21 protein-coding genes and 1 riboswitch are annotated in these 20444 nt (G+C 35.6%); of the genes, 20 read left to right on the top strand and 1 reads right to left on the bottom strand.

Annotation, left to right across the window (positions count from 1 at the left end; translation table 11 throughout):
* The first annotated feature begins 62 nt into the window (after window positions 1–62).
* Window positions 63–162, top strand: a riboswitch (TPP riboswitch).
* 98 nt (window positions 163–260) lie between these two features.
* The 15 genes from tenA (at window position 261) to map (ending at window position 13395) form a co-directional block, all read left to right on the top strand.
* Window positions 261–938 (top strand): thiaminase II, encoded by a 678-nt coding sequence (tenA, locus tag I586_RS03540; protein ID WP_010764541.1) that lies wholly within the window; start codon window positions 261–263, stop codon window positions 936–938.
* Window positions 925–1734: a hydroxyethylthiazole kinase gene (gene thiM, locus I586_RS03535; RefSeq protein ID WP_010764542.1), complete on the top strand. Its 810-nt coding sequence runs from the start codon at window positions 925–927 to the stop codon at window positions 1732–1734. The genes tenA and thiM overlap by 14 nt, the downstream gene beginning before the upstream one ends.
* Window positions 1731–2552: a bifunctional hydroxymethylpyrimidine kinase/phosphomethylpyrimidine kinase gene (gene thiD, locus I586_RS03530; RefSeq protein WP_010764543.1), complete on the top strand. Its 822-nt coding sequence runs from the start codon at window positions 1731–1733 to the stop codon at window positions 2550–2552. The genes thiM and thiD overlap by 4 nt, the downstream gene beginning before the upstream one ends.
* Window positions 2539–3168: a thiamine phosphate synthase gene (thiE, locus tag I586_RS03525; protein ID WP_244147859.1), complete on the top strand. Its 630-nt coding sequence runs from the start codon at window positions 2539–2541 to the stop codon at window positions 3166–3168. The genes thiD and thiE overlap by 14 nt, the downstream gene beginning before the upstream one ends.
* Before the next feature lie 168 nt (window positions 3169–3336).
* Window positions 3337–3699, top strand: coding sequence for a GntR family transcriptional regulator (locus tag I586_RS03520; RefSeq protein ID WP_010764545.1), 363 nt, complete (start codon window positions 3337–3339; stop codon window positions 3697–3699).
* A 2-nt stretch (window positions 3700–3701) separates the two neighbouring features.
* Window positions 3702–4400, top strand: coding sequence for an ATP-binding cassette domain-containing protein (locus tag I586_RS03515; RefSeq protein ID WP_010764546.1), 699 nt, complete (start codon window positions 3702–3704; stop codon window positions 4398–4400).
* Window positions 4397–5098: a hypothetical protein gene (locus I586_RS03510; protein ID WP_010764547.1), complete on the top strand. Its 702-nt coding sequence runs from the start codon at window positions 4397–4399 to the stop codon at window positions 5096–5098. The genes I586_RS03515 and I586_RS03510 overlap by 4 nt, the downstream gene beginning before the upstream one ends.
* Window positions 5098–5829, top strand: coding sequence for a hypothetical protein (locus I586_RS03505; RefSeq protein WP_010764548.1), 732 nt, complete (start codon window positions 5098–5100; stop codon window positions 5827–5829). The genes I586_RS03510 and I586_RS03505 overlap by 1 nt, the downstream gene beginning before the upstream one ends.
* A gap of 4 nt (window positions 5830–5833) precedes the next feature.
* Window positions 5834–6748, top strand: a complete 915-nt coding sequence (locus I586_RS03500) for an ABC transporter ATP-binding protein (RefSeq protein ID WP_010764549.1) — start codon at window positions 5834–5836, stop codon at window positions 6746–6748.
* Window position 6749: 1 nt separating this feature from the next.
* Window positions 6750–7562, top strand: coding sequence for an ABC transporter permease (locus I586_RS03495; protein ID WP_010764550.1), 813 nt, complete (start codon window positions 6750–6752; stop codon window positions 7560–7562).
* A gap of 275 nt (window positions 7563–7837) precedes the next feature.
* A complete protein-coding gene (locus tag I586_RS03490; protein WP_010764551.1) occupies window positions 7838–9280 on the top strand; it encodes an amino acid permease in 1443 nt (480 codons plus the stop codon).
* 319 nt (window positions 9281–9599) lie between these two features.
* Entirely contained in the window at window positions 9600–11147 is a 1548-nt protein-coding gene (locus I586_RS03485; RefSeq protein ID WP_010764552.1) for a hypothetical protein, read from the top strand.
* Between the two features lie 215 nt (window positions 11148–11362).
* Window positions 11363–12076, top strand: a complete 714-nt coding sequence (locus tag I586_RS03480) for a YcjF family protein (protein WP_010764553.1) — start codon at window positions 11363–11365, stop codon at window positions 12074–12076.
* A gap of 79 nt (window positions 12077–12155) precedes the next feature.
* Window positions 12156–12569, top strand: coding sequence for a hypothetical protein (locus I586_RS03475; protein WP_010764554.1), 414 nt, complete (start codon window positions 12156–12158; stop codon window positions 12567–12569).
* Between the two features lie 61 nt (window positions 12570–12630).
* Entirely contained in the window at window positions 12631–13395 is a 765-nt protein-coding gene (gene map, locus I586_RS03470; RefSeq protein WP_010764555.1) for a type I methionyl aminopeptidase, read from the top strand.
* 39 nt (window positions 13396–13434) lie between these two features.
* On the opposite strand, the gene I586_RS17350 is transcribed toward map, so the two are convergent.
* Window positions 13435–13602 carry a hypothetical protein gene (locus tag I586_RS17350; protein WP_010764556.1) on the bottom strand — a complete coding sequence of 56 codons (168 nt, stop codon included), beginning with the start codon at window positions 13600–13602 and terminating at the stop codon, window positions 13435–13437.
* A gap of 178 nt (window positions 13603–13780) precedes the next feature.
* Between I586_RS17350 and I586_RS03465 the strand changes: the two genes are divergently transcribed.
* The 5 genes from I586_RS03465 (at window position 13781) to asnS (ending at window position 20328) form a co-directional block, all read left to right on the top strand.
* Window positions 13781–14086 carry a bacteriocin immunity protein gene (locus tag I586_RS03465; protein WP_010764557.1) on the top strand — a complete coding sequence of 102 codons (306 nt, stop codon included), beginning with the start codon at window positions 13781–13783 and terminating at the stop codon, window positions 14084–14086.
* 216 nt (window positions 14087–14302) lie between these two features.
* On the top strand, window positions 14303–17071 hold the full coding sequence (locus I586_RS03460; RefSeq protein WP_010764558.1) for a helicase C-terminal domain-containing protein: 2769 nt from the start codon (window positions 14303–14305) through the stop codon (window positions 17069–17071).
* A gap of 85 nt (window positions 17072–17156) precedes the next feature.
* On the top strand, window positions 17157–17663 hold the full coding sequence (locus I586_RS03455; RefSeq protein WP_010764559.1) for a cell wall elongation regulator TseB-like domain-containing protein: 507 nt from the start codon (window positions 17157–17159) through the stop codon (window positions 17661–17663).
* Window positions 17664–17788: 125 nt separating this feature from the next.
* Window positions 17789–18979, top strand: coding sequence for a pyridoxal phosphate-dependent aminotransferase (locus I586_RS03450; RefSeq protein ID WP_010764560.1), 1191 nt, complete (start codon window positions 17789–17791; stop codon window positions 18977–18979).
* 50 nt (window positions 18980–19029) lie between these two features.
* Window positions 19030–20328, top strand: coding sequence for an asparagine--tRNA ligase (gene asnS, locus I586_RS03445; protein ID WP_034701448.1), 1299 nt, complete (start codon window positions 19030–19032; stop codon window positions 20326–20328).
* Window positions 20329–20444 lie beyond the last annotated feature (116 nt).

Genomic DNA, 20444 nt, shown 5'->3' with positions numbered 1-20444 from the left:
GATCTAACGTGATGTCTTGGTCTTATTTTTGTCGACTAAAAAAAATACTATGGTATACTTTAGATAAGTACTAGGGGAGTCACTTTGACTGAGATGTTCGTTTGAACGGACCCTTTGAACCTGTGAGTTGATACTCGCGTAGGGAAGTAGTCTGAGAAATAGAATACCACGACTCAACTCTATGAAATGGTTCTTTAACATTTTATGGGGTTTTTTTCTGTTTTTTAAGATTCTTCTCAAAAAAATCGAGGAGGAATTGTATGACATTTACCGATGAGGCAAGAAAAGCAGTTGAACAAATCTGGTGCCAAAGCAAGGAACATCCATTTATTGTAGAATTAAAAGCAGGGACATTAGCACCGGATATTTTTCGTTTTTATTTAATCCAAGATCGGTATTATTTGGAACAGTTTAGCAAAATCCATTTTAAGGCGGCAGAATTGGCAACGGATGAAACGATAAAAACGATTTTTTTAGAGGGTGTAAAAAGCTTAGAAGTAGCAGAAATATCAGTTAGAGATACATTTTTTAAAGAACTTAAAGTAACAGAAAAAGAAATTCTGGAAACCCCGATTGCACCTGCTGCGTATCATTATACCTCGCATATGTATCGAGAAGTTGCAAGCAACAGTTTAGCTCGGATTGCAGCCGCATTACTACCTTGCTATTGGTTGTATCAAGAAATTGGCGAGGAATTAATGAAAAACGGTTCTCCAAATCCCCTCTATCAGCGTTGGATCGAAACTTATGAAAGTGAGAGTTATCGAGAAGCCGTTTTGAGGCAACGAAGATTGACAGATTATTTAGCGGAACAAACGTCACCGCAAGAACGCATACGTATGAAAGAAGCGTTTATCATCAGTAGTTATGAGGAATTGGATTTTTGGGAAATGGCGTATATAAAGCAAAAATGGGGGCTAAAAAATGATGAATTATAATCTGGTTGACGAGCTGAGAGTAAAAAATCCACTTGTTCATAATATTACAAATATTGTTGTCGCAAATGATTCGGCTAATGGGTTGCTCGCAATTGGTGCGTCACCATTTATGTCGAGTACATTAGCCGAAATGGAAGAGGTAGCTTCAATTGCTGATGCCGTTGTTTTAAATTTAGGGACGTTAAACGATGAACAACTGGCTGCGATGATAAGGGTTGGGAAAAAAGCAAACGAATTAGGGAAACCTGTTGTGATAGATCCTGTTGGAGTAGGTGCGACGAAGTATCGTAAAGAAGCAGTAAAAGAACTATTAAACCAAGTCAAACCCGCTCTCATTCGAGGAAATGCTGGGGAAATTGCTGCATTAGGTGGCATTACCTGGGCTGCTAAGGGAGTGGATGCTGGAGAAGGTTCAGGAGATATTCTGGAAATTGCTGAAAAAGTAGCGCTAGATACACAGTCATATATCGCAGTAAGTGGCGTAATTGATACGATAACAGATGGAAAAAAAACCTATCTTGTAAAAAACGGAACTCCTTATTTTACGAAGATGACAGGAGCCGGTTGTTTGCATGGCTGTGTTTGCGGAGCCTTTTTAGCCGTGGATGAAACCCACTCGTTAGAAAGTATCGCTCTTGCAAGTACGATGTATGCTTTAGCAGGAGAAATTGTCGCAAAACAACTGCCAAATGTTTTAGTGGGATCGTTTAGAACCTATTTGTTGGATCAATTATCGGGAATCGATAGTGAATTGGTTAAAGAAAAAGGACGAATTGAAAGGGTGGATGGTAAATGAATGAAACAATACAAGCGTTGACGATTGCAGGTTTTGATAGTGGCGGCGGTGCTGGAATGCAAGCTGATTTGAAGACATTTCAAGAACGAATTGTCTTTGGCACCTCTGTTTTGACTGCTTTACCGATTCAAAATACTCAAGGTGTAAAAAAAGTATACGATATTCCAATAGAAGCGATTCAAGATCAATTAGAAATCATTAAAGAAGATTTTAAAATTTCTGCTGTAAAAACGGGCATGCTATTTACCGCTGAAATCACTCAATTGGTTTCAACTTTTTTAAGAAATACGGATTTTGGTCCACTAGTCATTGATCCAGTAATGATAGCCAAAAGTGGTCATGCGTTATTAAAAGAGACAGCTGTGACAGCCTTGGTCGAAGAGCTGTTGCCACAAGCAATGGTTATTACACCGAATATTCCAGAGGCTGAGGTTATTGCAAATAGAACGATCTCAACCAAAGAGGACATGCTTACAGCTGCAAAAGAAATCCAATTATTAGGTGTAAAGAACGTAGTTATAAAAGGGGGACACCACCTTGAAGGAACACAATCAACGGATTTGCTATTATTAGAAGATGGTCAAGCCGATTGGTTATCTGCTCCAAGGATCGCTACTAAAAATACACACGGTACCGGTTGTACGTTTTCAGCATGTATTACGGCTGAATTGGCTAAAGGTCGTTCAGTAAGAGAGGCTGTTCATACGACTAAAGGTTTTATTCAAGCAGCAATTGCCGATGGGATTCAAGTTGGTTTTGGCAATGGCCCAACCAATCATTGGGCATTTAGAAAGGTTGAGTATAGTGAAAAATACTAAAGAAATGTTATCCGTGTATTTTATTGCAGGAACGCAAGATATTATCGAAGGAACATTGCCTAGTATTTTAGAAGAAGCTTTAAAAGCGGGAATCACTTGTTTTCAATATCGAGAAAAAGGGCAAGGGAGTTTGACCGAGTTTCATGATAAAATGAACATGGCTAAAATTTGTCAAAGTTTATGTAGGGAATATGAAGTCCCATTTCTGATCAACGATGATGTTGAGTTGGCATTGAAAATTGATGCAGATGGTATACATGTAGGACAAGACAATCAAGATATCCAGGAAGTTATTGGGTTATTTCCTACTAAAATCGTTGGTTTATCTTGTCATGATCAACATGAAATCATCGTAGCAAACCAGTTAGAAAAAATTACTTATTATGGAATTGGACCAGTTTATGGTACGCAATCTAAGCCAGATGCTGAAAAACCAATTGGTATAAAAACGCTTCAGCATTTGATAAAAGAAGCGAATAAACCTGTAGTCGCAATCGGTGGGATCAGTACAGAGAATGTTTCCGATGTATTGGCAACAGACGTTGATGGAGTCTCAGTGATATCCGCCATCACGCGCACAGAAAATATTCGAGAAACAGTCAAAAGCTTACAGTAAAAAAATTGATCGTTAAAATAGAGCCAAGACAAGGGAATCCGTAAAATAGATTTCGTTTGTCTTTGGCTCTATTTTTAATCGGTCAAAAAACTATTGAAAAATTTTTCTGACTAGTGTACTATTTAACTAGAACACTAGTGAAGGTGAAAATCAATTGGAGGTAAAGCCATGGATTTCCATACAGATCGACCAATTTATATACAGATAATGAGCTTTATTATTCAACAAATTGTTTCAGGGAAACTTGAGCCAGGAGATAAAGTAAAAGCTGTAAGAGAACTGGCGGTCGAGTTAGCCACGAATCCAAATACTGTTCAACGTGCTTTACAGGAATTGGAACGTGAAAACATATTGTTTTCTAAACGTGGGTTAGGACGCTTTGTAACTGAAGATACCGTAAAAATCAATGACTTACAAAATCGAGCAGTTGAACAAGTCATTGAACGCTTTTTAGCAGAAATGGAAAACTTTGGATGGACGAAAGAACAGGCACAAAAATTATTGGGAGAGTATATTGAGAAGGGGAAATAACGATGGAGGAATTAATTAAAGTTGACCAATTAAGTTACCGTAAAGGAATGAAGCAAATTTTTAGCCAGTTGAGTTTTTCTGCATCATCTGGAAAAATCATTGCATTGATTGGTGAAAACGGTTCGGGAAAAACAACAATTATGCGATTACTTTCAGGTTTAGCGCTAAATTGGAAAGGTCAAATGAAAATCGATAATTGTGTTGTTGGAACAAAAACAAAGTCATTTGTAGCTTATTTAGAAGACCATAATACTTTTCAAGCGAACCAGCAATTAGAGGATGTGATCGTATTTTACACACATTTTTATCCGGATTTTGACAAACGAAGAGCGTATGAATTGTTACGGTTTATGAATTTAAGCGAAACAGAAAAAATCGGGGATTTATCAAAAGGTAATGCAGAAAAATTTTCTCTAAGTATGACTTTAGCTAGAAGAGCTAAATTATATTTATTAGATGAGCCATTAAGTGGTGTTGATTTATTATCAAGAGAAAAAATCATTCAATCATTATTACAATGGTTTGATGAAGACAGTACGATCATTATCACGACACATCAGTTAAGAGAGATTGAAAATATTATTGATGAAGTGATGTTTTTAAGAGATGGTCAGATTATTTTACATGAATCTTTAGAAACAATCAAAGAAGCAAAACATAAAGATTTAGAAGGGTTATATCGTGAGGTGTATGAAATATGAGCAAGTATGTTCAACTGTTCTACTCAAAAACACTCATTCTTGTTTATGCTATTAGTATGATACTTACTTTTTTGTTGGGTCTTGTGAATGTATACAACTTAACCTATCGATCTGAAGAGTTTAGTACAGCATTTTTTGCTTTTTCACTTGTCCTTTTTTTCATACTCTTTTTTGTCTTAGAATCAAATCGGATATATCAATTTTTTCGAACTGCGAACATTCGTTTACTTCCCGTCAAGACACGGAGGCTCTATTTTTATAATTTATTGTACAGTACAAGCATTGGTATTGGTTTCTTCTTAGGGAATACTATAATTGGAATCGTGATGAATTTTTCGTTACTCAATATCCCATTTTCTTTAAAAGAAGCATGGATTGTACAAGTTTCAGCAATTGTTGATATTATCGTTTTATTTTTAGTAATCCAATTTTTAGTGTGCATCTATTCTGCTACGAGGCAGTTCGTACAAAAAAGGTTTCGATGGATTCTAGAAATTTTGTTACTTGCTGTCTTTATTTGTCTGATGAATTATCTGTCTGCTTTTGATCTAGGTTCAGTATTAGAAACGGTAGCGATGCTATTTGGCTTGAAAAACGAACTCTATGTGAGAGTGATGCTGCAACTTATAACAGGAATTGTCTATTTTAATTTAAGCGTTTGGGTAATCGATCGGTATGTGGAAGCAGGTGATCAATAATGGTGCAGTTATGGAATGAATACAGAAAAGAGAGCCGCATGTTTTGGGTACTTAGTTTTTTTGCATTCTTATTTATCAGCGGCTTTCTCATATACAAGTTAGGGTTTCAGCAGGTGCATTTTGAAGGGATTCCTCAATTTATTTTAATTGTAGTGTTTTTCTTCTTGTTTGTTCACTTTGTTTGGGAGATGTATCGACAAATGAAAGTGTGGAAAAAAAGTCACTATCGATTAATGCCGATCACCGAATGTACGTTTTATTTTAGTAATATTCTATTTGGCTGGATTTCGACGACGCTTTTCTTGGTGGGGTATTATGCCTGCTTTGTCGGATTGATTTTTCTGTTGGATAAGCAAGTAGATATAATCCATTTTCAAGAGTACTGGAAACATCTTTTGGTTGTAAGTTACTTGTTCTTATCAGCTTCGATTTACCTTCAGTTAGTCTATTTATTAACTAGTTTAATCAGCGCAAAAGTGCCACACAGATATCAAAAAGTATCCAAGTATCTCCTTTTTCTTATTGTCTTTATAGCTGAAGTGGGATTGAGTGAGCAGTTGTTGGATGGGTACCGGAAAATTACATTTATTGAAAGTTATCAGTTTAAACTCTTAATTGGATATGTTCCTTTTTATCTGAGTGATTTTATGTTTGATATATTTTTACTTGTACTATGTAGTATTAGCAGCATTTTGATTTTGAAGAAATACATTGAAGCAGAAAGAAGGTAAAGTATTGGAAAGTAAGCGAGTGTTAGAAGTTGAAGCTATTTCAAAACGTATAGGAAAAAAAAACATCATTAACGACGCATCATTTACTGTTGACGGTGGAAAAGTTACTGGGTTACTTGGCCCTAATGGTGCAGGAAAAACAACGATTATTCGGATGTTAGTGGGATTGATGTGCCATGACGAAGGAAAGATTCAGATCAACGGTCAATCAATTTCAACCAATTTTAAAGAAGCGATGGCTCATGTTGGAGCGATTGTAGAAAATCCAGAATTTTACAATTACATGACGGGACTTGAAAACTTAAAACAATATGTGCGCATGTCCTTAAAACCTGTAACAGATGAAGCGTTAAACCAAGTGATTCGTAGTGTGCATTTAGAAAATAACATCAACCAAAAGGTCAAAACATATTCATTAGGAATGCGTCAAAGATTAGGTGTCGCGCAAGCTATTTTACACCAACCCGATTTATTGCTTTTAGATGAGCCGATGAATGGACTAGATCCAAAAGGCATGCGTGAATTTAGAGAAATGATTCAAAACCTGAAAAATCAGGGTGTAGGTGTTTTGATTTCAAGTCATCAGTTAAGCGATATGGAATTATTATGTGATGATTTAGTCCTTGTACAAAAAGGAGAAATCACCTATGTTGGTCCTATGAACAATCCTGAAGATGAAAAAAAATGGACAGTATTACTAGAAACGAATCAGCAGCAACAGGCTTTAGATTTCTTAAAAGAGCTTGAATACGCGGCAACTGTAGATGGAAACTATATAAAAATCGAGTTAAAAGAAGATACAAGAACACTTTTAGTGAAACAATTAGTTGATAACGGTATAGACATCAAAGAATTTAAAGTTCATGTAGATTCTTTAGAAGAGAACTTCTTACGCTGGACAGAAGATGGAGGTTTGTAGCATGGGAATATTAATAAGAAATGAATGGGAAAAACTAATAAAGAAGAAATCTTCTTGGATCATGTGGATCGTGTTGGTTGCGATGACATTTGGTATTACGCTGTTAGTAAGATCAACTGCTAAATCGCAAAGCGGTGAAGTCATGATGAAAGCCAATGATTTATTTGCAAGTTTGACTGAAATGACCTCATTTTTAAATCTTTTTGTTGTCATAGTAGCGGCATCGATTGTTGCAGAAGAGTTTAGTCGAGGAACGATCAAGTTTTTATTGATTCGTCCATATACGAGAAGTCAGATTCTTTTTTCAAAATTTATCGTTTGCTTGATTTACAGTGCTATCGGAACGGTTATTTTATATGTAAGTAGTCTTATTTCTGCAAATTTGCTATTAAAAAGTCAATCACCATTCGCTGTAGTTGAAGGCTATCATGGCTGGAACGCACTGACCGTAGCGGGTGCATATGCGGGAGCAAATTTATTATTACTTCTTTTATATATCACAATCACATTGTTTATATCGGCAGCGATTCGATCGCAAAGCTTAGCAGTTGGAATTGGATTAGGTGTTTTGTTTGGTAGTAACATTATCAATTCGTTTCTAAATGTTGTGATTCCAAAATACGAATGGCTTAAATGGAATCCATTTAATATGTTAAATATCAAAAACACGATTATGGATGATATCGGCGCTCAAAACAGTTACCCAGCCTATTTGAATTTTTGGCAAATGACTGGTGGAATTTTGATTTATAGTGTAATGATTTATGTTGTAATGCAACTGTTGTTTAAGAAACGAGATGTTTCATTAAATTGATGACAGACTAGAAAATACCCTTGATTAATAGAAAATGAGAAATCAAATTGGATTATAAATAGAACCGTTGAGCTGAAACTTTGTTTTATCAAGGTTTCAGTTTCTTTTGTTGTGAGAGAAAAAAAGTTTTATTAGAGAAAATGAATATTCGCGTATTTTATCTAATAAATTGCTGATAAAATCAATATTTATACATGTGAAAGCTTGTTTAAAGTCTTAAAAATGATTATGATTAAAAAGATATTTTATTCTTAATTATGGATAGGAGTGTTTTGATGGAACAGAAGCAGATGCGGTGGTTTACCGTTGGTCTGATCGCCTTCAACATGGTTTGGGGCTTAGGTAATGTTGTGAATAACTATGCACAACAAGGGATTTCAGTTGTGACATCTTGGATTTTGATTTTGGTCTTATATTTTATCCCCTATGCATTAATTGTCGGACAACTAGGCTCCACGTTCAAAGACAGCAGCGGTGGCGTTAGTTCTTGGGTCCAAAATACAAGTACGAAGCGTTTGGCCTATTATGCAGCTTGGACATATTGGGTCGTGCATATCCCGTATTTAGCTCAAAAACCTCAATTAGTTTTGATTGCGTTTGGATGGGCAATTCAAGGGAATGGCGATATTGTGAACAATTTCTCAGTGGTAGGGATTACCTTGATTTCGTTAGCAATTTTCTTACTCTTTTTATTATTGTCTACTAAAGGGTTGATGACACTAAAAGTGATTGGTGGTATGGCTGGGACAGCTATTTTTGTGATGTCTATGCTATTCATCTTATTAGCAATCGGTGCCCCAATGATGAATTCTACCGTAGAATTTGCAACACCTCATATGGATAAAATCAGTACGTATATCCCTAAATTTGATTTTAGTTACTTTACGACGGTTTCCATGCTGGTTTTTGCTGTTGGTGGCGCAGAAAAGATTTCGCCGTATGTCAATTCAATGAGAAATCCAGCAAAAGAATTCCCTAAAGGAATGATCTTCTTAGCGTCTATGGTTGGTGTTTCAGCTGTGTTAGGCTCGTTTGCAATGGGGATGCTTTTTGCAAGTAATAATATCCCAGAAGATTTAATGGCAAATGGTGCGTATACTGCTTTCCAACTTTTAGGTGAGTATTATGGTGTCGGTAATTTATTGATGATCATTTATGCTATTACAAACGGTATCGGACAAATTTCAGCATTAGCCTTTTCTATCGATGCACCGTTACAAATTCTTTTAGCCGATGCAGATCCAGATTACGTTCCAGCAGCATTACGTAAAAGAAGCAAAAAAGGAACGTTGGTCAACGGGTATTTGTTAACAGGTATCTTAGTTAGTATCATTATTGTTTTACCGATGTTTGGGATCGACAATATCAAAGAATTAGTAAAATGGTTAACGAATTTGAATTCAGTTGTAATGCCAATGCGTTATTTATGGGTATTCTTTGCTTATATGATGTTAAATAAAGCCTATAAAAATTATTCGTCTGAATATAAATTTATTAAAAATCCTAAAATTGCTTTCGGATTTGGTTTATGGTGTTTCTTATTTACGGCGTTTGCTTGTATATTAGGAATGGTTCCAAAAGTCGAGTTTGCGGCAGATCCTAAAGCGTGGTTCTTCCAACTAGCTTCGAACATTATTACACCAGTTGTGTTGATTTTACTAGGTATGATTCTACCAGCACTTGCTCGTCGTGATAAAAAGAAAGCACAAGCTAATTAAAATAAGAGGTTGGAATATGACTCGTAGAGTTATATTTCAGCTTCTTTTTTATCCATTCTATTAAGGTAAGGAGGTTTTTCAACTTCTTTGAAATGGGAGATAAACAGGAAAGAGATAGGAGAAACGTGTTTGTTAGTTTGTTTATTTAAATTGAATTAATTAGGTTGTGAGTGTGTTTTAATGTTTTGATTTTCTTTTAATTCCATATATATGTAAAAAAATGAGAACTTTTTTTGCATTTTATCGGTATAATAGAAGGGGAAGCCTGTTCTTTTTTCTAAAAAAATGATACGATTTATAAAGGAAAAAAATTGAGGAAGTGAGAACGATTAGTAAGCGACAACGTCAATCAGAAAAAGAAGAAAGATCAACCTATCTTTGTAAAGAAGTTGATCCCGATTATTTAGGCCGTGAGATTTATGCCGATAATGTAGATACGCCTTATTCGTTTTATTTAGTTCGAAAGTTAAATCTAGCAAAGGATTATCAAAATTTAGCTGAAGGTGAAGCTTTTTTTGACGCAATCTGCGACAGCTGGGATGAAACCGAAGACTTTGAGGAGTTAGTAGTCAAAAAGATTTACATGTATGTTGAAACTGAAACCATGTATTATACAATGCTGATGGGAAGTTTTGAACCAACCAGAAGAGAACTTCGTATGAATTTAAAGAAATGGCTCGAAGAAATTACGCTTGAAAAACAAGATAGAGCACTTGTGACTCACGGAGAATCAGCGCTAAACACTGGAGAGATCCAGGGCATGATGAAACAAATGCTTGAAACATCTAATGAGATTTTTCGTCTACGAAAAATGATCACTGATTTAACCGAAACCATTAATCACGGGAAAATTGAAATGCAGGCAGTTCAAAGTAATCCGATCATTTCAAGAAGTATTCAAACGATTCACCTCAAACGAGCACAACCGTTAGTAATCGATGAAGATAAAGTGGCAGCACCTGTTGTAGAAATTGCTGATACGAATACTGACTTAGATCTAGAGGCTGAACTTGTTGATGAAGTATCTGTTGAAATGAATGAAGAACCAATCATTGAAACAGCAACAGTAGAGTCAGACAAAGAAATGGAAGAAAACATAGAAAAAAAGTGGGAGAGCGAAGTGGTGGAAAAACCAATTCAAGAAGATTCCCCAGCAGAAGAAGAACATACAGCTTCGCTAACTCAAGAAACAGAAAATAATAAACCAGAAGAACAATCAAAGCCGATAAAAAAAGATCGTGCTTCCATGAAATTAAAACGGAAGCAACGAGCGCAGTCTGAAGAGGTTGTTCAACCAGAATTAGAAAAAACAGCAATTGAAGAAGTGCTAGAACCAAAACCATTTGATCCTACATTACTTGTCTTTAAAAATGGCAAAACACGTAAAGCAACGCCAAGTAATTGGCCACGTTTTTCGAAACAATTAAAATTGAGCAAAGGCGTAAAAGCACCAGCAAAAATTCCAAATTTTTCGAAAAGTGAAATGGAAAATTTAGAAGATGAAATCTATTTATGTTTCATGAATAAACGAATGCGTTTAGGAACAAAGAAAAATGCGGCGCAAAAGAAAAGTGTATTACGTTCTGATTTACTTGCTCAGATCAACCAAGCCGAATATTTGAATTACTCATGGGGACAGGTATTAAGGCAACGAAAAGAAGATGTCCTGATTTGTGGTCGTTTAAGCTGTGGAGGATTAGTATCTTCTTTGGATGATTTCTTGCAAGAGATGAAAGACATTGCCTATAGCCGCTCTCTTTTCGGTAAAAAAGTTCGCTGTTCTGTCGACTTACTTCGCCGTTTAGAAGGCTACATTTTGATGGATCAATATATGCAAAATCTAAGCTTGATGTCCGTTGAAAAATAGGTGGAAATCAAAGCATAGCAATTTATATAAGCTAGGTAAAACGTATATGTTTTGCTTGGCTTTTTTTGCTTGAATATAAATAATTGTCGAATAAAAGAGATGTTTTTTGGTTAAACAAACGTTCTGTTGTATGATTAGACTATGAATAAAACGTTCAAGTCAATGAGTATAGTTTTATTAACTATTCAATGATTCATCATAATGGAGGGAATCGTATGAAGAATATTTTTAAGAAAAAAGCGACAGAGAAAAAGAAAACAAATACAAGGAAAGTCAAAAAATCAAACAAAAAAAAGGAACTAGAAATTGTTCGTGCAGATGAAAAAGAATTTGATTCCTTTTTTTCAGAAGTAATAAAAAGGTTTCCCGAAAAAACCTCTTCAATTATCCTAAATAGTTTTGAAAAATCTAAAGAACAAGCTGAAAAAATATTAGATAAAAGTAAAAATCAAGTTAATGGTATTTTTGATGAGTTTTTAAAAGATGTGGACGAAGAGACACGAAAAAAATGTCATCAGACTGTTCATGCGGCATCCTTGACAGCCGCAATCATTGGTTGTTCTCCGATTCCTTTTTCGGATGCGATTTTACTTGTTCCCGTTCAATTAACTATGATGGCTCGTTTGCATAAAATATTCGGTCAATCTTGGTCTGAGAGTATGGGGAAAAGTTTAGGCAAAGAAATCGTGGTCGTAGGTTTGGGTAAAAGTGCTGTTGGAAATTTACTGAAATTTATTCCTGCGGTAGGAACTGTTGCGGGTGCCGCGATAAATGCAACGGTTGCAAGTACGATTACAGAGACTTTGGGATGGGTTACTGTAAAAATGTTGAATGATGGCGAAGATATTTTCGAACAAACGATGACAGTGAAAGGTCAGTTTTCAGCACTCTTTAAAGCTGTACAAAGCGCTAGTAAAAAGTCAAAATAAAGTATAGAGGAAAACCAAAAGATCATTTTAAAAAGATAATGAGAATGGCTAATTTAAAATAATTGAAAGAGGCAGACAGATGAAGATCGTTCTATTGTGCTTAAATATGTTGATTGGAATAGGTGGGGTATTTGGAAGTTTTTTAGCACTTTCGACAGAGGCAAGAAATAGCATGGGAATCAGTACGGAGCTTTTAAAAAACTCTCCGTTTACAACATTTTTAATTCCAGGTTTATTTCTTTTGATCATTATTGGTTTAGGAAATGTATTCACTGGTTATGCTAATTTTAGAAACGTGCAATCCTATGCTTTTTACGAATGTTTGATTGGCATCATTTTGATGAGTTGGCTAATCATTCAATGTCTGCTACTTCAAAGTGTCATGTTCCTGCATTTCTTATTCTTTCTTTTGGGAATCGTACAGGTATTATTTGCCTGTTTGATCATAAAGAAAGACAAGCGCCCATTTCCATTGTCCGCAAAGCAACATTAAATGAGCGAATGAAAGCCAAGTTAAAAATTGAAATACCACTAGTAAGAAAAGAGGGGAAAAGTTGATCACATTAAAATCGCAAAGAGAAATAGAGAAAATGGCAGAGTCAGGTGCCTTGTTGGCGGCTGTTCATAAACAATTACGGACATTTATTCAACCAGGCATCACTAGTTGGGATATTGAAGTATTTGTTCGAAACTATATTGAGCGTCATGGTGGAATTGCCGCGCAAATCGGGTTTGAGGACTATGAATATGCAACATGTTGTAGTATTAACGATGAAATTTGTCATGGATTTCCTAGAAAAAAGGTACTACGTGAAGGGGATTTAATCAAGGTAGATATGTGTATTGAGTTGAATGGTGCAATCTCTGATTCTTGTTGGGCTTACAGCGTTGGAGAAGCAACTGAAGAAACCCAAGCATTAATGGCAGTGACGAAAAAAGCATTATATCTAGGGATTGAGCAAGCACAAATAGGAAATCGTGTGGGAGATATTGGTTATGCGATCCAAACCTATGTAGAGTCAGCTGGCTATAGTGTGGTCAGAGATTTTATTGCTCATGGAATTGGACCTACGATTCATGAAGAACCATTTTTTGCTCATTATGGCGAACGAGGCAAGGGCTTGAGATTAAAAGAAGGAATGACGATCACAATAGAGCCGATGGTCAATGTAGGTTCATGGAGGATGGAAATGGAGGCAAACGGATGGACTGCGAAAACGAAAGATGGAATGTTGAGTTGTCAATATGAACATAGTATAGCGATCACTAAAAATGGTCCGGTGATTTTAACGTTCCAAGGTGAAGAAGGGACGTATTGATTTTTAAGAAAAAATCCTCCATCATTAATGGAGGAAAAATCATAAGTTTACGGTTTGTTTCTTACTACGGTTTGACATAGCTTCCAGTACAACGGATATAATGAAAAACAAAACGAAAAGGGAAGCAAATAAAACGCCACCACCAAAAATACTAATCGCTCCAACTAAACTAGTTAGACTAAACATAAAATTTTTAAATTTGTTCATCGTTATCCACCACTTTCATAAAAGTTATTCTTTACCTAGAAGGTACTCCAATAGCATTTAAAAGTCAATGAGAACAAATTATAAGGACAAAAAAGTATAATTAAACGATAAAACAATGAAAGTTGAGAATAGGGACGAATACTCGATTTTATAAGTAGGATAATTTAGGAGGGCTACGATGGATAAAGAATCCAAACAATTAGTTCATGCACTATACAATAGTTTAGGGTCTAATCATGAGGAAAACTATGTAGAACTGAAAGAAGTATTAATGAAAGTCTATAAAAAATTGGATAAACCAATTAATGATGATTTAGTGATGAGTAGGCTAGTGAATTATATATACTTTAAAAACCTCACCCAAAAATTAAAATTTACCGAAGAACAAAATCAGATCATAACTAAAATGAATGAAATAGCTAAAACAGCAGGTGTAAATAATGCGTATAAGGGATACTTGGGAAGTGTTTCTCAATTTGATTGATGACTTTATGGAAAGGAAATAATTGATGAGGAAACATAGCTTCTTAAAACATCAGTAATCATTCTGCTATTTAAAAGCGAATGATTTTTTTTATGTATACAAAAAAGGGGAAAATGAACTAAAGTAGGGTTACTTGATAACCTTTTAAACTAACACTAAAAAAAAAGTTGATTTTGTAGTATAATTTTCAAGGATAGAGGAAAGGCGGGGAAGTCCATGAGAAAAAAACAGATATATGCAGTCGTTGACTTGGAAACAACTGGGACGGATCCGACTGTTGATCGAATTATACAATTCGGCTGTGTATTGATTCAAGACGGGGTCATTATCTCCCGTTTTGCAACGGATATAAATCCAAACCAAGCCATTTCCAAGCAAATTCAACAACTTACAGGTATCAGCAACGCACGAGTGCAAAAAGCACCTTATTTTGAAGATGTAGCGCTCACGATTTATAATTTATTAGCTGATACAGTATTTGTTGCTCATAATATCTATTTTGATTATTCATTTTTAATGCAAGAATTAATGAGATGTGGTACGCCTAAGCTAAAAATTCCTGGAATCGATACAGTAGAATTGGCACAGATTTTTTTACCTACGGAAAAAAGTTTTCGTTTAGGGGACTTGTCCGAAAGTTTAGGTTTGATACATGATAATCCTCACCAAGCGGACAGTGATGCCCAAGTTACTGCTGAACTCTTGTTATTGATAGAAGCAAAAATGCGAAGATTACCGCTTATTACAATGGAAACCATTGATCAATTGAGCCAGCAAACTGGAATGGATACTAGTTCTTACATCCATCAAATATACGAAGAGATGAAGGCCGAAATTCAGCCCTTGTCAAAAGACCAGCATGTTGTTTCCGGAATTGCATTGAGAAGAAAAGAAGTGCCATTGTATGAAGAAAAATTATACGGCAATGCTGTTTTCCCGCACAAGAAAAAAGCGAAAGAAAATCTTTTTATAGATAAAATCACTTATCGTTCAGAACAAAGTCGGATGATGAACTTAGTTTATGAACATTTTACAAGTGATGAAAATAAAAATTTATTTGTTGAAGCTGCGACTGGGACAGGGAAGACATTGGGGTATCTATTTCCAATGAGCTATTTAGCGACGCCTGAAAATCCTGTCATCATCAGTACTGTTTCGATCGTACTACAAAATCAATTAATCGAAAAAGATATACCATTAGCCAATCGGATTTGTCCAAAACCAATTCATGCAACAATTATTAAAAGTCATCGCCATTATATTGATTTGCAACGGTTTAAAGCGACACTGAAAAATCCGCTACAACAAAAGCAATACGCCTTATATCAAATGGGTGTTTTGGTTTGGTTACTAGAGACTGTGACAGGAGATCTTGATGAATTGCAGTTGACGAACTTTAATCATGTTTTTTGGCGAGATGTTTCACATCGTGGCATTGATTTTTTATCGAATCAAGATCCATTATATCAAGAAGATTTTGTTCAGTTTCTCTATAAAAAAGTCCGACAAAGTAATGTATTAATTGTGAATCATGCCTTTTTAGCACAAGAAACGCTTAGAGAAGTCCCACTTCTTCCAAAAAGCTCGTACCTGATCATTGACGAAGCCCATCATCTACCAGATATTGCAGGAAGAATTGCCAATCGTCAATTTCATTATGCTTCATTTAAAAAACAGGCCACTCTTTATTTAGAAGAAGATCAATTATTTGACCAAGTGAACATGATTTTCGATCCAGAAACACAGGAACAACGCTTGTTGAGGATTTATTCTAAGGCGTTGAGTGATTTGGTCGAAGAGTTTAGTGATTTATTTTATGAAATAAATCAACTTTTTGTAGGTGAAAAGCGCCAAAATTTAGAGGCTGTTTTATTGACGAAACCATTATTTGATCAACTGTCTCTAAATGGTGAAGCATCGATTCAAAAGATTGAAATTCTGTTGACAGAGATGCAAGAAATCCAACGGAAATTGCAGCAATCAATTGTGGATGAATTGGAAAAATATACCGCTTCTCAACGAATTACATTTGTTAGTGTATTACAATTTTTTGAGCGGATAGAATACCTGTATGAATGTTTTGACATTTATGTCAATGAATGGCATCCACGCTGGATAAAAGAATACACTACCACGAATCAAGGGTATTCAACGCTAGCCATCAATGATTTGCAAGCAAGTATTTTACCAGAGACAACATGGTATGATCGCTACCAACATATCCTGTATACAGGAGGCACCTTGAAATTTGGGAACGATAAAAAATATTTGCCAAATAAGCTGGGGCTGGCAGATGTTTCATTTAAAACGTTACCAGATCCTTATGACTATGAGCAAAATGCTCGATTATATATTCCTACAGAAGCTATTGCAATCAGTCAAGCAAACCCAGCTGAATTTTCTGCTTATATCGCATCTGTGATTCAAGAGATAACCAAGCAACAAGACCGTTCAATTTTAGTGTTATTCACATCCCATGACATTTTATCTAGTGTTTATTATCGCCTGCATCCTGAATTTTTAAATGAAGGCAGGGAACTGCTGGCGCAAGGAATCAGTGGGAGTCGCGAAAAAATCTTGAAACGTTTTGCTCATTCGAAAAATAGTGTTTTATTAGGTGCTGACAGTTTTTGGGAAGGCGTGGATCTTCCTGGGGAGGCGTTGTCACTATTGATCGTGACGCGTTTACCGTTTGAAAATCCTAAAAGACCTTTTGTTAAGGCACGATATGATTACCTAGAAGAAAAAGGAGTCAATCCATTTTCACATGAGGCGTTACCAAAAGCTGCTTTACGATTACGACAAGCTTTAGGACGTTTGATTCGTTCGGATAGCGACAAAGGAGCATTATTAGTTTTAGATAGACGTTTAGTCACCGCAAAGTATGGGAAACGTATGTTAAAAGCATTACCTAAGAATTTACCAGTAAAAGAAGAAGCTTTGAATGAAATCATAATAGAGTTAAACGAATTCTTTAACGAATGAATCAAATAAATTTATCCGTTAGCTATTAAATTAAACTGATTTTCTGCTATAATGGTAGCCAGTAAGTTTGGAAAGGGCGAGGCGATTGCAAGAACAAGAAGATCGAAATGAAACAAGAAAAACCAAGATCCTAATCAGTGTAATTACGATCTTATTAGCAATCATTGTGACGATTACTATTTTCTATATTCGCTCAACACATCCACGAACACAAGCGAAAAAAGAAGCAACAGAGATCGCAAAGGAATACGCACATTTAGAAACGATTGATAACTTTTACTGGTTCACTAGAAAAGAAACTTATTTTAGTGTTACAGGTCAAAATGATCAAGGAGAAAAATTAGCCGTGATCATTCCGAAATCAGGAGAAAAAGTTACCGTACTAAATCAAAAAGATGGCGTAGAAGAAGGACATATCCGACAAATTCTTGAAACGGATTACAAGGAAAAGAATATCCAAAAAATTAGTTTAGGCTTATATGATGATAAGCCGACTTGGGAGATTGTGACGAAAAATGATGATCATACGTTAAATTACTATCTCCTATCTTTTAAAAAAGCAGAAGAAATCATGGTCATTAAAAATGTCTGACGAGGCATTTTTATAAGGTTTTTTGATTAAATCAAGCAAGTATAAAAATAAAGATTTCCGTTAGGATTGTTGAGCGTTAAGGCTATTTATTCTAGATTCGGATAAAAAATGAATGGAGCGATAATATGGACATATCAAGACGTGCACAAAAGCTAGAACCCTCTGTTACGCTTGCCGCATCAGCTAAAGCCAATGCGCTAAAAGCTGAAGGTAAAGATGTTTTAAGTTTGACAGTCGGTGAGCCTGACTTTACTACACCAAAAAATATTCAGCAGGCAGCGATTCAAGCGATTGAAAGTGGCAAAGCCAGCTATTACACACCTTCTGCAGGAATCAAGGAACTAAGAGAAGCTGTTGTAACACATATTGAAAGGTACTATCAATTAAATTATGAAGCAAAAAACGTAATCGTAACAGATGGTGCTAAATTCGCTTTGTATCTTCTTTTTCAAGCTGTTTTAAATCCAAAGGATGAAGTAATCATACCCGTTCCTTATTGGGTAAGTTATGGTGAACAAGTTAAATTAGCTGAAGGTGTTCCTGTATTTATCTCATGCGCTCAAGAAAATAAATTTAAAGTAACAGTTGAACAGTTGGAAAAGGCAAGAACAGAAAAGACGAAATTATTGATTTTAAATTCCCCGTCTAACCCAACTGGCATGATTTATTCGCAAGAGGAATTACGTGAGATTGGTGAATGGGCCGTATTAAATGATATTTTGATTGTATCGGATGACATCTATGGTAGACTTGTTTATAACGGTGCGACCTTCACACCGATAGCAACCTTATCACAAGCAATCCAAAAACAAACGATCATTATCAATGGTGTTTCTAAAAGTTATGCGATGACAGGTTGGCGTATTGGATATGCCGTTGGCGATGAGACCATTATTTCAGCAATGAATGATATTGCATCCCAGTCAACAAGTAACCCTACTGCGGTCAGCCAATATGCGGCTATCGAAGCACTAGTTGGAGAGCAAGATACGGTTGAAACAATGAGGCAAGCATTTGAGGCGCGTTTGAACGAGATTTATCCCTTGTTTGCAGCATTGCCTGGATTTAAGTTAGAAAAACCACATGGGGCTTTCTATCTGTTTCCAAATATCAAAGAAACCTTGTTAATGTGTGGCTATACTGATGTCACGAAATGGGTAGATGATTTATTAGCAGAAGCACAAGTTGCACTTGTTACAGGTGCTGGTTTTGGTGCTCCTGAAAATGTTCGGATCAGCTATGCAACGGATTTAGAGACACTAAAAGAAGCTGCTAAACGAATCGAAAAGTTTATCGAAACAAAAACAATTAAATAAAATGACTTAATTCGGGATAGGTAAAAGAATAAATGAATGGAGAGACGATTGTGGAACAAATTCAAATTATTGATTCAAAGAATCATGTAGGGGAAACGGTAAAAATAGGGGCTTGGATTGCAAATAAACGTTCAAGTGGAAAAATTGCTTTTCTGCAATTACGAGATGGAACAGCTTATTTCCAAGGGATTGTTGTAAAAAGTGAAGTTCCAGAAGAAGTTTTTCAATTAGCAAAAAGTTTAACACAAGAAACATCTGTTTGGATCACTGGTGAAATCAGAGAAGATAGCCGTTCAAAATTTGGGTATGAAATTGGCGTAACAGGTATTGAAGTCATTGGCGAAAGTCATGATTATCCAATTACGCCGAAAGAACATGGGACAGACTTTTTGATGGATCACCGTCATTTATGGTTACGTTCTTCACGTCAGCATGCAATCATGCAAATTCGTAACGAAATTATTCGTGCAACGTATGAATTTTTTAATAACAATAACTTTGTTAAAATCGATCCACCAATTTTAACTGCTAGTACAGCAGAAGGAACGACTGATTTATTTGAAACAAACTATTTTGATCAAAAAGCATACCTATCACAAAGTGGTCAATTATACATGGAAGCTGCGGCGTTAGCGTTTGGTAAAGTATTTTCATTTGGACCAACGTTTAGAGCTGAAAAATCAAAAACTCGCCGTCATTTGATAGAGTTCTGGATGATTGAACCTGAAATGGCCTTCATGCACCAAGAAGAAAGCTTAGAAGTTCAAGAACAGTATGTTGCTTTCTTAGTTCAAAGTGTGTTGGATAATTGTGATCATGCATTAGAAGTCTTAGAGCGTGATAGAGAAGTTCTTAAAAAATATACACAATTGCCTTTCCCACGTATTTCATACGATGAAGCAGTTGAACTATTAAAGAAAAATGGCTTTGATGATATTGAGTGGGGCGATGATTTTGGTTCACCTCATGAAACATTTATAGCAAATTCATTTGATCGTCCAGTCTTCATTTTAAATTATCCAAAAGCAATTAAAGCATTCTACATGAAACCACATCCAACGCGTGATGACGTTGTGATCTGTGCTGATATGATTGCACCAGAAGGATATGGAGAAATCATTGGTGGTTCTGAACGAGCGATTGATCATGATTATCTATTAGAACAAATTCGCAACCACAATCTAGATGAAAAAGAATATTCTTGGTATTTAGATTTACGTCGTTACGGTTCTGTTCCACATTCAGGTTTTGGTCTGGGATTAGAACGTACGGTGACTTGGTTAGCTGGAATCGAACATGTTCGTGAAGCCAGCCCATTCCCACGTTTACTAAATCGTATTTACCCATAGAAATATCTATTCCCGTAGTCGTAAAAAGAAGCATTATGCTTCTTTTTACGACTACTTTTTATAAGAAATAGTCTATAAAACTAGAATTCTAATTAGAAAAAAGAAAAAGTAAGGTA

This window comes from Enterococcus moraviensis ATCC BAA-383 (genome assembly GCF_000407445.1).
Classification (GTDB): domain Bacteria; phylum Bacillota; class Bacilli; order Lactobacillales; family Enterococcaceae; genus Enterococcus_L; species Enterococcus_L moraviensis.
The sequence above is the reverse complement of the archived record's forward strand: the minus strand, read 5'-3'. Positions and strand labels throughout refer to the sequence as shown.

Coding starts and splice junctions, on each gene's coding strand:
- I586_RS03490 (WP_010764551.1), top strand. CDS start 7,838: ATGGAACAGAAGCAGATGCGGTGGTTTACCGTTGGTCTGATCGCCTTC.
- thiD (WP_010764543.1), top strand. CDS start 1,731: ATGAATGAAACAATACAAGCGTTGACGATTGCAGGTTTTGATAGTGGC.
- thiM (WP_010764542.1), top strand. CDS start 925: ATGATGAATTATAATCTGGTTGACGAGCTGAGAGTAAAAAATCCACTT.
- I586_RS03480 (WP_010764553.1), top strand. CDS start 11,363: ATGAAGAATATTTTTAAGAAAAAAGCGACAGAGAAAAAGAAAACAAAT.
- I586_RS03505 (WP_010764548.1), top strand. CDS start 5,098: ATGGTGCAGTTATGGAATGAATACAGAAAAGAGAGCCGCATGTTTTGG.
- tenA (WP_010764541.1), top strand. CDS start 261: ATGACATTTACCGATGAGGCAAGAAAAGCAGTTGAACAAATCTGGTGC.
- I586_RS03460 (WP_010764558.1), top strand. CDS start 14,303: ATGAGAAAAAAACAGATATATGCAGTCGTTGACTTGGAAACAACTGGG.
- I586_RS17350 (WP_010764556.1), bottom strand. CDS start 13,602: ATGAACAAATTTAAAAATTTTATGTTTAGTCTAACTAGTTTAGTTGGA.
- I586_RS03520 (WP_010764545.1), top strand. CDS start 3,337: ATGGATTTCCATACAGATCGACCAATTTATATACAGATAATGAGCTTT.
- I586_RS03515 (WP_010764546.1), top strand. CDS start 3,702: ATGGAGGAATTAATTAAAGTTGACCAATTAAGTTACCGTAAAGGAATG.
- I586_RS03510 (WP_010764547.1), top strand. CDS start 4,397: ATGAGCAAGTATGTTCAACTGTTCTACTCAAAAACACTCATTCTTGTT.
- I586_RS03465 (WP_010764557.1), top strand. CDS start 13,781: ATGGATAAAGAATCCAAACAATTAGTTCATGCACTATACAATAGTTTA.
- I586_RS03475 (WP_010764554.1), top strand. CDS start 12,156: ATGAAGATCGTTCTATTGTGCTTAAATATGTTGATTGGAATAGGTGGG.
- I586_RS03495 (WP_010764550.1), top strand. CDS start 6,750: ATGGGAATATTAATAAGAAATGAATGGGAAAAACTAATAAAGAAGAAA.
- I586_RS03450 (WP_010764560.1), top strand. CDS start 17,789: ATGGACATATCAAGACGTGCACAAAAGCTAGAACCCTCTGTTACGCTT.